General features: G+C 36.7%; 17 protein-coding genes and 1 pseudogene. 4 read left to right on the top strand and 14 right to left on the bottom strand.

What is annotated here, in order from left to right:
* Positions 1-36: 36 nt before the first annotated feature.
* Positions 37-381: a DUF3992 domain-containing protein gene (locus C6W18_RS00225; protein ID WP_105925236.1), complete on the bottom strand. Its 345-nt coding sequence runs from the start codon at positions 379-381 to the stop codon at positions 37-39.
* A gap of 74 nt (positions 382-455) precedes the next feature.
* The gene (locus C6W18_RS00220) at positions 456-1,109 is read right to left on the bottom strand and encodes a CotZ-related putative spore coat protein (protein WP_105925234.1); all 654 of its coding nucleotides are present in this window, start codon (positions 1,107-1,109) and stop codon (positions 456-458) included.
* A 342-nt stretch (positions 1,110-1,451) separates the two neighbouring features.
* Between C6W18_RS00220 and C6W18_RS00215 the strand changes: the two genes are divergently transcribed.
* Positions 1,452-1,823, top strand: coding sequence for an iron chaperone (locus C6W18_RS00215; RefSeq protein ID WP_099725743.1), 372 nt, complete (start codon positions 1,452-1,454; stop codon positions 1,821-1,823).
* 56 nt (positions 1,824-1,879) lie between these two features.
* Here C6W18_RS00215 and C6W18_RS00210 read toward each other — a convergent pair whose 3' ends face one another.
* Positions 1,880-2,461 (bottom strand): undecaprenyl-diphosphatase, encoded by a 582-nt coding sequence (locus C6W18_RS00210; RefSeq protein WP_034324162.1) that lies wholly within the window; start codon positions 2,459-2,461, stop codon positions 1,880-1,882.
* A 162-nt stretch (positions 2,462-2,623) separates the two neighbouring features.
* Entirely contained in the window at positions 2,624-3,166 is a 543-nt protein-coding gene (locus C6W18_RS00205; RefSeq protein WP_105925232.1) for a GNAT family N-acetyltransferase, read from the bottom strand.
* A 202-nt stretch (positions 3,167-3,368) separates the two neighbouring features.
* Between C6W18_RS00205 and C6W18_RS00200 the strand changes: the two genes are divergently transcribed.
* On the top strand, positions 3,369-3,830 hold the full coding sequence (locus C6W18_RS00200) for a macro domain-containing protein (protein WP_105925230.1): 462 nt from the start codon (positions 3,369-3,371) through the stop codon (positions 3,828-3,830).
* Positions 3,831-4,124: 294 nt separating this feature from the next.
* Here C6W18_RS00200 and C6W18_RS00195 read toward each other — a convergent pair whose 3' ends face one another.
* The 4 genes from C6W18_RS00195 to C6W18_RS00180 form a co-directional block, all read right to left on the bottom strand.
* Positions 4,125-4,598: an antitoxin YezG family protein gene (locus tag C6W18_RS00195; RefSeq protein ID WP_105925228.1), complete on the bottom strand. Its 474-nt coding sequence runs from the start codon at positions 4,596-4,598 to the stop codon at positions 4,125-4,127.
* Positions 4,598-6,520, bottom strand: a complete 1,923-nt coding sequence (locus C6W18_RS00190) for a T7SS effector LXG polymorphic toxin (RefSeq protein WP_105925226.1) — start codon at positions 6,518-6,520, stop codon at positions 4,598-4,600. Before C6W18_RS00190 ends, C6W18_RS00195 begins: the two co-directional genes overlap by 1 nt.
* A gap of 319 nt (positions 6,521-6,839) precedes the next feature.
* Positions 6,840-7,658, bottom strand: coding sequence for an alpha/beta fold hydrolase (locus C6W18_RS00185; protein WP_105925224.1), 819 nt, complete (start codon positions 7,656-7,658; stop codon positions 6,840-6,842).
* Positions 7,652-8,242, bottom strand: a complete 591-nt coding sequence (locus C6W18_RS00180; RefSeq protein ID WP_105925223.1) for a CGNR zinc finger domain-containing protein — start codon at positions 8,240-8,242, stop codon at positions 7,652-7,654. Before C6W18_RS00180 ends, C6W18_RS00185 begins: the two co-directional genes overlap by 7 nt.
* A gap of 131 nt (positions 8,243-8,373) precedes the next feature.
* On the opposite strand from C6W18_RS00180, the gene C6W18_RS19895 reads away from it, so the two are divergent.
* On the top strand, positions 8,374-8,550 hold the full coding sequence (locus tag C6W18_RS19895; RefSeq protein WP_189318012.1) for a hypothetical protein: 177 nt from the start codon (positions 8,374-8,376) through the stop codon (positions 8,548-8,550).
* Positions 8,551-8,726: 176 nt separating this feature from the next.
* On the opposite strand, the gene C6W18_RS19890 is transcribed toward C6W18_RS19895, so the two are convergent.
* Together C6W18_RS19890 and C6W18_RS00175 are read right to left on the bottom strand one after the other, a co-directional pair.
* Positions 8,727-8,882: a hypothetical protein gene (locus tag C6W18_RS19890; protein ID WP_189318011.1), complete on the bottom strand. Its 156-nt coding sequence runs from the start codon at positions 8,880-8,882 to the stop codon at positions 8,727-8,729.
* A 369-nt stretch (positions 8,883-9,251) separates the two neighbouring features.
* On the bottom strand, positions 9,252-9,506 hold the full coding sequence (locus C6W18_RS00175; RefSeq protein ID WP_223251601.1) for an HNH endonuclease: 255 nt from the start codon (positions 9,504-9,506) through the stop codon (positions 9,252-9,254).
* A 155-nt stretch (positions 9,507-9,661) separates the two neighbouring features.
* Between C6W18_RS00175 and C6W18_RS00170 the strand changes: the two genes are divergently transcribed.
* Entirely contained in the window at positions 9,662-10,690 is a 1,029-nt protein-coding gene (locus tag C6W18_RS00170; protein WP_105925222.1) for an acyltransferase family protein, read from the top strand.
* Positions 10,691-10,786: 96 nt separating this feature from the next.
* Here C6W18_RS00170 and C6W18_RS20195 read toward each other — a convergent pair.
* The 4 genes and pseudogenes from C6W18_RS20195 to C6W18_RS00155 form a co-directional block, all read right to left on the bottom strand.
* A pseudogene (locus tag C6W18_RS20195) lies at positions 10,787-10,873 on the bottom strand (hypothetical protein); the annotation flags it as partial.
* Positions 10,874-10,875: 2 nt separating this feature from the next.
* Positions 10,876-11,058, bottom strand: a complete 183-nt coding sequence (locus C6W18_RS00165; protein ID WP_223251626.1) for a YqzN/YkzM domain-containing protein — start codon at positions 11,056-11,058, stop codon at positions 10,876-10,878.
* A gap of 31 nt (positions 11,059-11,089) precedes the next feature.
* Positions 11,090-11,329 carry a hypothetical protein gene (locus C6W18_RS00160; protein ID WP_223251600.1) on the bottom strand — a complete coding sequence of 80 codons (240 nt, stop codon included), beginning with the start codon at positions 11,327-11,329 and terminating at the stop codon, positions 11,090-11,092.
* A gap of 465 nt (positions 11,330-11,794) precedes the next feature.
* Entirely contained in the window at positions 11,795-12,199 is a 405-nt protein-coding gene (locus C6W18_RS00155; protein WP_105925220.1) for a hypothetical protein, read from the bottom strand.
* Positions 12,200-12,204: the final 5 nt, after the last annotated feature.

The following is a 12,204-nucleotide window of genomic DNA, read 5'->3' as shown; positions in this document are numbered from 1 at the left end:
CTACTTTCAAACTGTGGAATAATCAAGACATACACTCTAATACTGATAATTTAGAGAGAAAGAAACTACAATATTTCCAGTTGAGGTTCCACCAGTGCCTACAATCCCAATTGAGTTAATATCATTGAGCGTAATGGATCGACTCTCACCTGGAGGTACTGTGAAATCTGGAACGGCAGTACCGTTTACCTCTAGAGTGACAGTAGGTGCTACAGCCACTATCCCGTTGTTTTCCACCATAATTGTTCCGTTTATCACAAATGGCGTTCCATCTGTCCATACCACAACTGCATCCGCTGCTGCTGCTAAATCGACTGTGAAGCATACTGCATCATTCACAAAGCCTGTTTGCTCATTACTACACCCGCCTAAAATAGCCATTTTAACCCTCCTTCCACCTATTCTTGATAGACTATGATCTAGTGATCTACAGAGTTTGTGCGATTATCCCAGTTTTAAAGCTTTATTTTTTTCCTTCGTACGATGTTTATTTGTATTTCTACTAGCGCTTGCACGTTTTCTATTGATTCCTCCTTTAAAATAAACATCATATCCTTCACGGTAATCGCTCGACTTTCTCCTTTTTGGACACATATGTCATGACATGCTTTTTTCGTTTGAATCTTCACAGAGATTGGCACATCCTGATCATCTTGATGATGCAAAACAACTGTTGCTGTATTCAGTAACTTTGTTCCATTACGCCATATTTCAAACGAACTGGGCGATGTTGAAAAACAAAGAAGGATGTGGTGAGGTTCTATACTCTTTAGAATGAGAGCATCATATACGGGCATCTCTACTTCACTCATTCCGCATAAAAAAGACAGATCCACAAGAATTCTTGAACTGGATCGATACAAGACTTTCTGGCAGCACGCCGATCTCATGCAACACGGTACAAGGAGTTCTAAAACCACACAATTCTGTTCTTCATTGATAGAAATCAAAGAAAAATAGCAAGTCTTAAACACACTTTTTTCAAAGAACACCCATGAATAGAAAGGTTCCCCGTCTTCCATGATGAGCAAAAAAGGAGAACTCATTGAACGTTTGTGAGTAAAGCCTTCGTCCTTTGTCTTATTGTTTAGCTCTTTCAGTTTACTCATCAACAGGTTTGCCACTTTCAATCAGCCCAATTCAATGCTGTATACAAATCCATATGGTCTTTTATCATATGTGCGTTTGACTATTTTGTGCGATTAGGCTTTAGATCACCCCTTGTGGCCATCAATCGTGGGCTCAGCTTTTCATTTATCTTGTTTCTCTATATAATATGATCAAGAACTTCAGTGCCTCAGTAGCTCTAGAAGGATAGAGACCGTAAAACAAATTGTAGCTGGCGGGTCGCAAAGCAGTCAGTGAAATTCCGTAGGGAAGTTACGAAAGGAGTTCGGGTTTGAATCCCGTCTGAGGCTTATGAGGTCGATGGAAATGGAGGATAAAAAATCATGCATGTGTTTGAAGAATATGTAAGCAACATTGGTAACCCAGAGCTAAAGCAGCGCACTCAAGACATCTTACAATGGATTGAAGACACATTTCCTCAATTAGAGCCAAGAATTGCATGGAATCAGCCCATGTTCACAGATCACGGGACGTTTATTATTGGGTTTAGTGTTGCAAAACATCACATTTCTGTCGCACCAGAAGGAAAAGGAATTGATCACTTTTCAGCTGAAATTGTACAAGCTGGTTATGATCATGGAAAAAAGATGTTTCGCATGAAAGAAAGCTTGCCCATTGATTATCCCCTACTTAAAAAAATTATTGAATTTAATATTGAAGACAAAGCGGATTGTTCAACGTTTTGGCGAAAATAATCAACACCCCGATCTGAGTCGATAACAGATCGGGGTGTTTTACTGCAACTTACATTTTATTTGCTTCTCTTCCTTACACATTTCTGTTCAATCCATTCATAACAGGCCAAGATGGTATCAACACCCCTTTGAAATATCGGCAAACCAATAACAGCGACCGCTGTTAAACATGCTATGACAGCACCTACTAAGACATCAAATGGATAATGAACACCTACCCAAATTCTTGAAAATCCAACAGTACAGGCAATGATCAGCCAATAAATATGGCGTTTGTGAAACAGCCAAAAGATCAGGCAAATAGAAAAGATAAAAATTGTGTGATCACTCGGAAAAGAGTTATTCACTTCCTTATGGATCAGAAGATTGACGTGACTCATTTCTGCAAAGGGCTGCTGATTGAAATAAAAGGCCCCAGCGACTTTCCCAAGTAACTCTGCCAATATGAAGGTAAGTCCGGCAGATATGATCATCTTCCTATTTTTTTCGCTTCGATTTCGAAACCATATGAACAGACACATGAGCGCTACTAACAGCACAGTATATTCAGCTAATCCAATGAATATCGGATTCAAGTGACCATGATCGATACTGAGCTGATTCACCCACCTAAACAAACGTTCATTATACTCCTGCATCTCATTTCATCCCTTTTTACTCGATTTATGACAAGGATAATTGAAATGAGATGCCTGCTCCATCGATCGAACGAACAAAACTGAGGAAACATATCACATTTTTGTCACGTCGTTGTCACCTGAACATCAATCAGAAAACCCTCATCCTTTTCATAACAGGATCTATTGAGAGTGATTTTGCTCCCATTCCTTTTTCAGCAAAGCATATTGATAGGTGTTTTCATATTTAGGTGTGCCATCCTCATATGTAGTAAATGAAATAAACTCAAGAAAAAGGCCTTCTTTCCGCATCCCTAATCGCTCACATAATGTTTGTGAGCGGTCATTATCATCCTCTACGTATGCATAAAGCCGCCTCGCCCCCTTGTCCACAAATAAATAGGACAAGAGAGCTTCAGCACTCTCACGCGCATATCCCTTCCCTTCATATGCTGCATTGAAATTCCAGCCAATTGAATACGTGTCAGGCTCCTCCTTTAAATGAAACAACTCACCGATAATCTGTTGACTTTCTTTTAAACAAACTGCTACATATGAATGATCTTCTTTTCTCTTTTGTACCTTATCGGCTGCTTCCTCTAATGTAGAGATTCGATCATCGAGAAAACAATTTACTCTTGGATGAGACAAGTACTCAAGCATTCCTGCCGCATCTTCATCGCGAAACGGTCTAAGAATTAACCGATTCGTTTCTAATTGATTCATAAACGACTCCTCACTGTTTCTTCTTTATTTCGTGTATTTTAGTCTCTCATATTTTAGATGACATGCACCAACTTTGACAATTAGGTCATTGTGGAGTTTCTTCAAATAAACTCATCAAAAACATTTTGGCTATTAAATAACATGATCACAACTGGTATAATAGAACATAAGTTTCCATCATAACAAAAAGGGGTTAATTGATATGATCAAAACGGTGGAAGGCAACATCTTAGAGGCAAGTGAAGACATCATCTGTCACCAGGTGAACTGTAAAGGGGTCATGGGAGCTGGATTAGCCAAACAGACCAAAAGCAAATATCCGAATGTGTACAAAGATTACAAACAATTATGTACAGAACAAGGAGATGACTTGTTGAGCTCTGTTCAACTCATCACAACAAGCGACGGAAAAACCATTGCCAACTTATTTGCTCAAGCCGGGTACGGAAGAAAAAGAAAGCAAACCGACTACGATGCTCTACGCAGCTGCTTTCAGAGCCTAAAGGATACAGTAACACATTCACATGAAGAGAAAAACCGAACTTCCATCGCCATTCCTTATGGGATCGGCTGCGGATTGGCGGGCGGCGACTGGACGATTGTCGAAGATATGATTGAAGAGGTACTTGGTGATTGTGAAGTGACGGTTTATCGGTTTAGATAAAGGGAAATGAGATATTCTTATGAAAATTGACATAAGAATGTTATGTTTTTCGATTTTTTTATTTTCTTTAATCGGTTTAATTGGCATACTAATTAATAAGCTGTTGATTCCACGATTCAGTATGTATTAATTTTTATTTTGTCGTTAAGTGTGTCTGTTTTATTGTTGATTAAAAAGAGTCACTAATGAATAAGAGCACCCTTTCTGCCTGGAATGGTGCTCTTAATACGTTCTCTAGTCTTTATTTCTTTAATACTATCAAAACGATTTTTATAACATCTTAAAACTTAAAGGTTACTCCAATGTAGAAAGGTATTTTTCTAAATGTTTTTTTCCAGAATTGCTTTTAGGTATAATGCCTAGATGATTATATTTCCAAATAGTTTTTCTTTCATGAGGGTTTGTATTCGAAAGATCATCATAATTAAACTCTATATTGAAATGACCCGTTTCTTCAAATATCATTGTGAAATTTGTCCAAGGTGCTTGACCAATTTGTTCAAACACTCTACCAAGTTCTTGTATACAGTCAACTAATTGATGCCACCTTTCTTTGTATTCATGTTCACTCATTTCAAACAATTCAGTTATCTCATGACTATATACCAGCTTATCTTCATTTTCTTCAGGTAAAAAATAAAAGTAAGCAGTCTGTGAACCTTCAACTACCTCACCATATAAATACACCTTTTTCCATTTGACCGGTATTGTTCCCACTACAACTTCAACTATCTGCTTATATACATATTCTAGTTCTTCTTCATTCATTACTTCTTACCTCCAAACACATTATCGAATCGTCTGATTTCCCATTCATCATCACCGATTTTATACTTAATATCAAAAGTTTCTGGCCGTAGAGAATCAGCTTTATAGTTAGGAGTTATCTTCACTTTCACTTCATCACCATTTTGAAGAGCATCAGCCCAAGTATTCTCAAGTTTTTTCCATTCACCTTTGTTTAAATTCCCATTCATCGGAACAAGGTTATCAATATCCCCAGAACCTTTAAAAATAGATGCGATTAAATGACCTCCATCATCATCTAGTAATCGATCCGGCTTGCCTGAATTGGATTGGGCGTATTGGTTTCTTTTGACCTCTCCGTATTTTAAATCACTTGCTTCAACTTTGACAATGCGGCCATAGTGATCTGTTGTGTAGGTGTAGCCTTGTTTAGTTGCATAAACGACATTCGGTTTTAATACTTTTTTGCGTTTCCATCTGACATAATGATCGCCATATTTCACAACGGCTGGCGGTGATTTGGGTGCTGGTAATCGCCTTCCCGTTTTGGAGATTCCATAGCCTGAATTATTATCTAAACGTTTTGCCATAGAAAGAAGTTTATTTTTGATATTCTCCCCGTCAAAAACGTTATACGGTAGTTTCCCTCCGCCAGCTATTTGAAACTTTGGTGAGTACGGCAATAGATTCGGAATGGAGACATTATCTATTGATTTTGCCCCTTGTTCAAGTCCTTTTTTCACGGTTGTTTTAGCGGCAGTTGTTCCCGTTTTTGTCATGGCTCCTGCACCTTTAGAACCAAAAGCAATTTCTGCTAGAGAGCCTGCGGCATATGCAAACCAGTGTGATCTTGAGTAGGCATCACCTTCAATGACCTCTTTTTGAAATGAGTCTGAAATAGATTTCCCAATCGCTTTCGTTGTTTCAATCGGATGAGAAACAGCTGTCACAACTGATTCTACAGCCCCACCAGGGTCAGTGACAAGATCATATATTCCGGTCACTGTGTCTTTTGCCACATCGTATATACCAACTGCTGCGCCTTTTACACCATCAATAAAGACACTTGATGCTTCTTCCTGTGCTTTGATTTGGAGAAGCTGGCTGTAATACATTTTTTGATCATATGAGAGATTCTCATAACCTATCTCATCTACAATCTCAAAATATTTCGCTTCTGATATACACGAAGGATCATTGAGCTTTTCTTTCAGCTCTTTGATTCTTCGTTTCTTTTTTTCTTCTTTTTTCACTTTTAAATATGCTTTCACCTGTGCATCGATTTTATCATGGTTCTTGTACACATCTGTCTTATGAAATGCTTTTGCATCATAATACATTGGCTGAGCGTTCTTTCCTTTTCCTGTAGCAGCCATCATTTTTGTATAAAAGGTTTTGAGATGATTCTCAATCGCTTCTGATTTTTCGTATTCTGTTTTTAAGGTATGATCTATTTTATGTAAAGCATCAATCGTCTCTTTTCTTTTTTTGTTCGCATCGTCTAAATGTTCATTGACTTCTTTACTTGAAAATACATTCAGCTCAATGAGATCACTGATGTCATCAAAAATGGTCGAGAGTGCCTCTTTTTGTTCTTTGACCATATCTTTATTGTTCTGAATCCCTTGTTTCAATTGAGTGTCTAAAAAGTGCTCATCAATAAAAGTACTCCCGCCTAATGATTCATCATCAAGCTTCCCTTTCACCCCATCTAAAAAAGCTTTTTGCATATCAATAAAATCAAGATAAGTATCCGTGTAAAGCGCAAGATCCACATAAAAGGCTTTAATATTGTCTGCACCTTTTCCAGTAAATTCATCACCTAACCCCGACACACTTTTTAATGCTTTTTTCACAAGTTTCATGTCTTCTTGAAGCTCATGATAGGCCTTTGACCTTTTTTCTATAGCTGATTGTAACGATGGAGCATCTAATATCTTCATATAAAAAAGACTCCTTTTATGGCATATTCTTTTACTAGAATACCATAAGGAGTCTGACACTTTAATCCACTTTATCGTTTTTTAACCAATAACCCTCCAGAGCTGCCTCTTGATGCAACTGTTATTTTTTCAGGTTTAGTAATTGCACTAGGAATCACTCCGTGGATCGTTGTTTTATCCTGCAAACACATGCACTCATTTTCAAATACCGTTGTAAAGAAACTGGTGGACCTAAAAATTTTTTACCACATGGAGACCTTCTTCTAAAAAATCACCATGATTATTTAATCACTTTGACCCTGCACCTTCTAAACTAGTATTAATCGAATGCATATTTAAGTATATGTGCTAACAAAATACTAGGTTGGTCTTCTTGAACTAAATGACCAGCATTTGAGATAGTAACATATGACGCATCAGGGATTTTACCAGATAATTGCTCTCCTTTCTCTATTGGTATCCAAGTATCTTCTTCTCCCCAGATGATTAAAGTAGGAACGCACACTTCGTCGTAGAGAGACTCAATTTCATCTGTGTATTTCTGGCTGGCTTGTGCGATTTGTCTGTAAAAAGCTTCTTTTCCTACATGACCTAACCAAGGTTCTTTAATGCCCTTTAGGGTATCTGTGTCCATTTCCCTAAACATAGCACCTTGCACATAAGTAGAAATAACAGATTCATGAATATAATCAGGTAGTCCTTGAAATGCCTTTTCATAATGATTCACATGTGAAAAGAATTCAGATCCCCAAGGAGCTATCGCAACAGGATCTATTAATATCATCTTTTTAAAAGAGCGATTATTTAACAGATGTGTTCTCAATGCTGTTGTACCACCAAAGTCGTGCCCAACTATAATGGGTTTGTTTAATCCCCAATGATCTAGTAACTCATTAAGGATTTTATTTTGTACACCCAGAGAGACATCCATTTCTTTTTTTTCTGATTTACCGTACCCAAGTAGGTCGTAATAGTAAACTTTAAACCATTGGCTGAGACCTGGGATTATATGTCGCCAATTAAATGAAGACCAAGGAGTTCCATGCACCAAAACTAAAGGAGGTCCTTCTCCACTCACCGCATATTTTACATTTCCATAGGTTGAATGATAAGTCTCTGACAGCTTGAATTTTACCATTTTTCAACTCCTTTAATGTCTATTTTTTTGTTCTTGTAAAACTTCCTTGCCTTTTCACGATTTCCACAAAGTTGCATCGAACACCATTGCTTATTTTGATTTTTAGTCTTATCTATAAAAAACCAATCACAATTCGTGCTACTACATTGTTTGATTGTTTGATTTGATTTCAGTAGATGATAGAAGGAACGAACAATTGGATAAAGGATGATAAAGACGCCTTGCCCATCTAAATGTTTTACGCTTACTTTTTCTTCATCATTTTGGCAAATATCTATCCCTCTATGTGCTTCATATAACCACTTGTTAAATAAGATTATATCCTCCCTACTTACATCCTCTTTATGGTGGATTGAATTCAAAATGTTAAACATTGTATCTCGTAGTAATCGAATTTCTTCTATTGAAATTCCACTGCCCTTAATTTTTAAATCAATAAAGTGAGTAGATTCTTTTGACCAATTTACTAAAGCAGAAGTGTCCATGAACAACTCTTGATAGAATTGATTGTATCTATTGTTAGCTGTATTAATAAAATCTAAACTCAAATCTCCACCAACCGCTTTATAATTCAATAGTCTCATTTTACTCCTCCAATGAGTTATAACCAGCTAATTAATTTTAGGTGGTTATATAAATAGTGTCAAATGTGAGTTAATTATGAAGGTCTTTTAATTATGATCAGCTCAAGTTTTCTCTACAGGTGTATCAAGGGGTGAACAAGTATCAAGAAAGCGGAGAAGAGGCTTTAAAAGACAACCGAGGGAAACGCAAAATTGAAGAAGAACTGACACCTGAAGAAAAAATTCAGTGGAAAAACAAACAGCTGGAACAAGAAAATGAACGTTTGCGTGCGGAGAATGCGTTTTCGAAAAAATTGGAAGAGTGCTAATGACGTAGGATTACCCGTTGATATATCCGGAAGCATTTCAAGAAATATTACAACCTTCGCCCCTTTTTGGGGCTTGTACTCATATGGATATTCAGGATTTTGGGATTTTTCAAGATCCAGTAAATGTCGTTTGCATGCCTGAATGACTTTTTTACTTGCTACAATTTCACCGTTTACTACTTTTTCAGCGCAAAGAGTAACTGAGTCTTTTTCATTTCAACCCCCTTACTATTCACTTCAAAAACGACTTGTCCCTCTGCTGCCACCCCTCTCGTTCTTCGTTTGAAATTTACCCTTTTAATGTGTCCGTCATTTGTTTTCTTCTCGCCCATAAAAACCACCACCTTTTAGGCAAATCCAACCTGTGAATTTTAGGCAATCAAACAAATGAGTGATTCCGTTCTATCTCAACGCCTGTAAAGGATCAAGCCATTTTATGAATGAGTGAAAAACCGCAAAAAACGGGGAAAATCAAAACTCCATTTCAACACTTTTTTTAAAGTTGAGGGACGCCGATTTCCAGGAATCAAAAAAGCCCACCCCGTTCAATGTCGGGGAGACTTAAATCAAAATAAATTAAATGAAAATGCCATCACTTCTTAAATGTCACCTGGTTATGATGAAATTGACAAAGCACTTCAAGGTTGTTTAAATCATTGCGCTCTATATCGTCATGATATACCTCTCTAAGCTCTTTATACTTATGATGGACCAACTATTACTCGTCCTTCTGCGGCACACACAGCGCATCTGTAATGACTCTCATGTAACTTTGCTTCTCTAAGTGATTTCCATTCTCTGTTTTGATAGTATTTGTAATGCGCTTCGTTCTCCCTGTTGAACCTCACATCTTTGTTGTATTGCTTATCAGCATAGCCCTGATGCTTTATACAATTGCGTTCGGTCCAGTCGACATATTCACGACAAGCAGGTGCATTACAACGTTTCAAAGGCATGATTCTTTCTCCTTCTTTTTAATATGAACTTATTCTTCCCTCTTCATAAAATATAGTTTACAAATTGTAACAATTAAGAAAAAAGCCTCTTATTAGAAAGAAAACCTCGTGCTATATTCATTAAGTAAAAGGGAATGTTTAATGGAGGGTTCAATATGCAAATTAAAGAAATTTATTTTATTCGAAGCATTTCGTGTATATGCGTGATGCTTATTCATGCTATAGGCATTTTATTTGAAAGTAATTCATCACCCTATTCAATATTTTTAATGTTTAGTACACCTAGTTTTATTTTCATTTCAGAATTTTTAATTGCTCACTCTTATCCCAATGGAATACCCAAGGGATTTTTAAAAAAAAGATTTCAATTTATATTTTTACCTTTTGTGAGTGTTGGCATACTAGATGCTCTATTGTTGACCAATCATCAATCAAAGGGAGGAAGTATATACGAATTTTTCACAAGAGTTTCATCAAATATTTTTCTCGGTAATTATATTGGTTACTTTGTATTAGTCATATTTCAGTTTTATATATTGCATATCCTATTTCATCGAGTGTTAAAAAAAGTATCTCCAAAATGGGTTTTACCAATTTCTTTTTTTGTTACAATAATTTATCTATATAGTATACAGTTTTTTCATTTTCCAATTTCGCTACCTAATCCATATGTTTTAGTTGAATGGATTCCTTTTCCCGCATGGCTCTTTTATTTTTGTTTAGCTTACTATTGTGGGCAAAATTACCATGAATTTATTAATTTATTAAATAGATTTCGTTATGGAATCTACTTGCTTTTGCTCATTTCAATAGCGTTAATTTCAAGTAATACTTTTCTAGGTTTATTTGAATCATCATCTAAAAGACCAGATGTACTGTTATACACAACAAGTATAATATTTTTATTTTTTCATTTGTTTTCTAAAGTACAAAAAATACCATCAATAGTTATGTTGGTTAGTAAATATTCATTTTCCATTTACTTATTTCACAGTTATTTTTTAGGAATAGCTCTTCTTGTTTTGCCGAATGTTAAAAATTTTCACTGGTTAGTGACTCTTATTGCTATTTCTTTAATATCTGTAAGTAGCTCTATACTTACATCTTTTCTAGTTAACCGTTTTAAATACGGTTATATTTTTGTAGGTAAGGTTAATCAACCAAAAGCACAAAAATCCAGTTGATTCTTAGGCACAATACAAATAATACACTTTTTTCTCATTATGCTGTGCCAAAAACACGCCAGTTTTACGCCAGTAAAAAGGGTTCCGCGATTTCCTAACGTGATACGCTGCTGTGGTTTTGAAATTGAAGTAGATACCAGGGCGCTTCTTTTCTGTACCTGGTGTAAAAGTACCTCCATTCATGCTTAAACCTCCTTAGACAAAAAAGCCTCAATCTGCTTCTTTGCTTCTGTTTTTGTAATTGGTTGATCTTTGATATAAAAAAGAGCACCTTCAAGGATTTCAGGCTTTACGCCAAACAATTCCATGCTGTGCTCTTTCAAGGCTTCAAATGAGAACCCTGGTTCCTTTGGAATAACCGGTGTCACTTTTTCTTCTTTCACCGGTTCGCTTTTATTCTTAGCCACTTTTTATCACCCCATCTGAAAAATTTATGTCGTCTAGACTCGGCTGCTCGTCTCGGTGGTACCAATAAGCACTATCCCATGTGAGGACAATCGTTGCCACGCCTTGATCTGCAATTCTGGTTTCTGCCCTCTTAATGCGAATATATTGCTCAAGCGGTTCCCAATCTCGCTTTGTTATTGGGTCAGCATCGTTCTCCTTCTTTCTATTAGAAACGGAATCCCTGATCTTCATTTCACTCGCTCCTTGCCGAATAAGCACCACCTTACGCTATTCGCTTAAATAGATTTTGAAATGATGACTACACTCCGAGAGGATGCCAAGTACAGTCAATCATCAAATAAAATGAAAAACTGTCCTCGATACGGCCGCCGCAGACCAGCTGCTATCCAGGCTCAGAATGTCCCTCTCGTATGGCCACATTCCTCAACACCTTTGTTCCGTATCCAGATACGCCATTGATAAGGGAAAGACGCGTCTCCCAATAAAAAAAAGCGGACACCAATCAAGGCACTTAGAGTGCTCACTGATCAGCGTCCGCAGGTTCTTCCTTCTGGACAAAATATTCACGTTCGTTTTGCTTGTCTCTATCATACGATGATCCACTTAGGAAAAAAGGTCCCCTTTTTGTCGGCTTTTTCTCGTTTTTTTCTCGGCAATGCAAATAAAAAAGTGCCCATAAAGATGGACACTCTAGTTTTAAAAATCATGTTCAAAATCGATGTCATATAAATCAACCCATTCAACAAAATCAGGCATAGTTTTTGTACTTAAAAAGTGTTGAACAATTCTATATGCTTCTTCTCGACTTACATAACTGCATGATGGTACTTTCATTGGTTCTCCACCAACCAAATGCTCTATTGTTTCTATTTCAACATCCTTTTTCAAAGGGACTAAATAATCAGGATGTCTCATGATAAAGAATCCATATGGCTCATCATAAAAGAAAATAAGCCATTCATCTCCTCCTTCTGCCTCAAAACAAGAATCTCCACTTCCTTGTTTCCAATAATCCGCTTCTTTTTCAAAGAAAATATTTTTAATAAATTCTTCTCCTGGGTTTTCAATTGGTTCTTCAACTGGTCCATTATATACAATCACGAAAT

The sequence above is a fragment of the Bacillus sp. LLTC93 genome (assembly GCF_002993125.1).
Taxonomy (GTDB): domain Bacteria; phylum Bacillota; class Bacilli; order Bacillales; family Bacillaceae; genus Bacillus; species Bacillus zhangzhouensis.
Note: the sequence above shows the minus strand (reverse complement) of the source record. Positions and strands in the feature narration are given on the sequence as shown.

Coding starts and splice junctions, on each gene's coding strand:
- C6W18_RS00225 (WP_105925236.1), bottom strand. CDS start 381: ATGGCTATTTTAGGCGGGTGTAGTAATGAGCAAACAGGCTTTGTGAAT.
- C6W18_RS00220 (WP_105925234.1), bottom strand. CDS start 1,109: ATGAGTAAACTGAAAGAGCTAAACAATAAGACAAAGGACGAAGGCTTT.
- C6W18_RS00215 (WP_099725743.1), top strand. CDS start 1,452: ATGCATGTGTTTGAAGAATATGTAAGCAACATTGGTAACCCAGAGCTA.
- C6W18_RS00210 (WP_034324162.1), bottom strand. CDS start 2,461: ATGCAGGAGTATAATGAACGTTTGTTTAGGTGGGTGAATCAGCTCAGT.
- C6W18_RS00205 (WP_105925232.1), bottom strand. CDS start 3,166: ATGAATCAATTAGAAACGAATCGGTTAATTCTTAGACCGTTTCGCGAT.
- C6W18_RS00200 (WP_105925230.1), top strand. CDS start 3,369: ATGATCAAAACGGTGGAAGGCAACATCTTAGAGGCAAGTGAAGACATC.
- C6W18_RS00195 (WP_105925228.1), bottom strand. CDS start 4,598: ATGAATGAAGAAGAACTAGAATATGTATATAAGCAGATAGTTGAAGTT.
- C6W18_RS00190 (WP_105925226.1), bottom strand. CDS start 6,520: ATGAAGATATTAGATGCTCCATCGTTACAATCAGCTATAGAAAAAAGG.
- C6W18_RS00185 (WP_105925224.1), bottom strand. CDS start 7,658: ATGGTAAAATTCAAGCTGTCAGAGACTTATCATTCAACCTATGGAAAT.
- C6W18_RS00180 (WP_105925223.1), bottom strand. CDS start 8,242: ATGAGACTATTGAATTATAAAGCGGTTGGTGGAGATTTGAGTTTAGAT.
- C6W18_RS19890 (WP_189318011.1), bottom strand. CDS start 8,882: ATGGGCGAGAAGAAAACAAATGACGGACACATTAAAAGGGTAAATTTC.
- C6W18_RS00175 (WP_223251601.1), bottom strand. CDS start 9,506: ATGCCTTTGAAACGTTGTAATGCACCTGCTTGTCGTGAATATGTCGAC.
- C6W18_RS00170 (WP_105925222.1), top strand. CDS start 9,662: ATGCAAATTAAAGAAATTTATTTTATTCGAAGCATTTCGTGTATATGC.
- C6W18_RS00160 (WP_223251600.1), bottom strand. CDS start 11,329: ATGAAGATCAGGGATTCCGTTTCTAATAGAAAGAAGGAGAACGATGCT.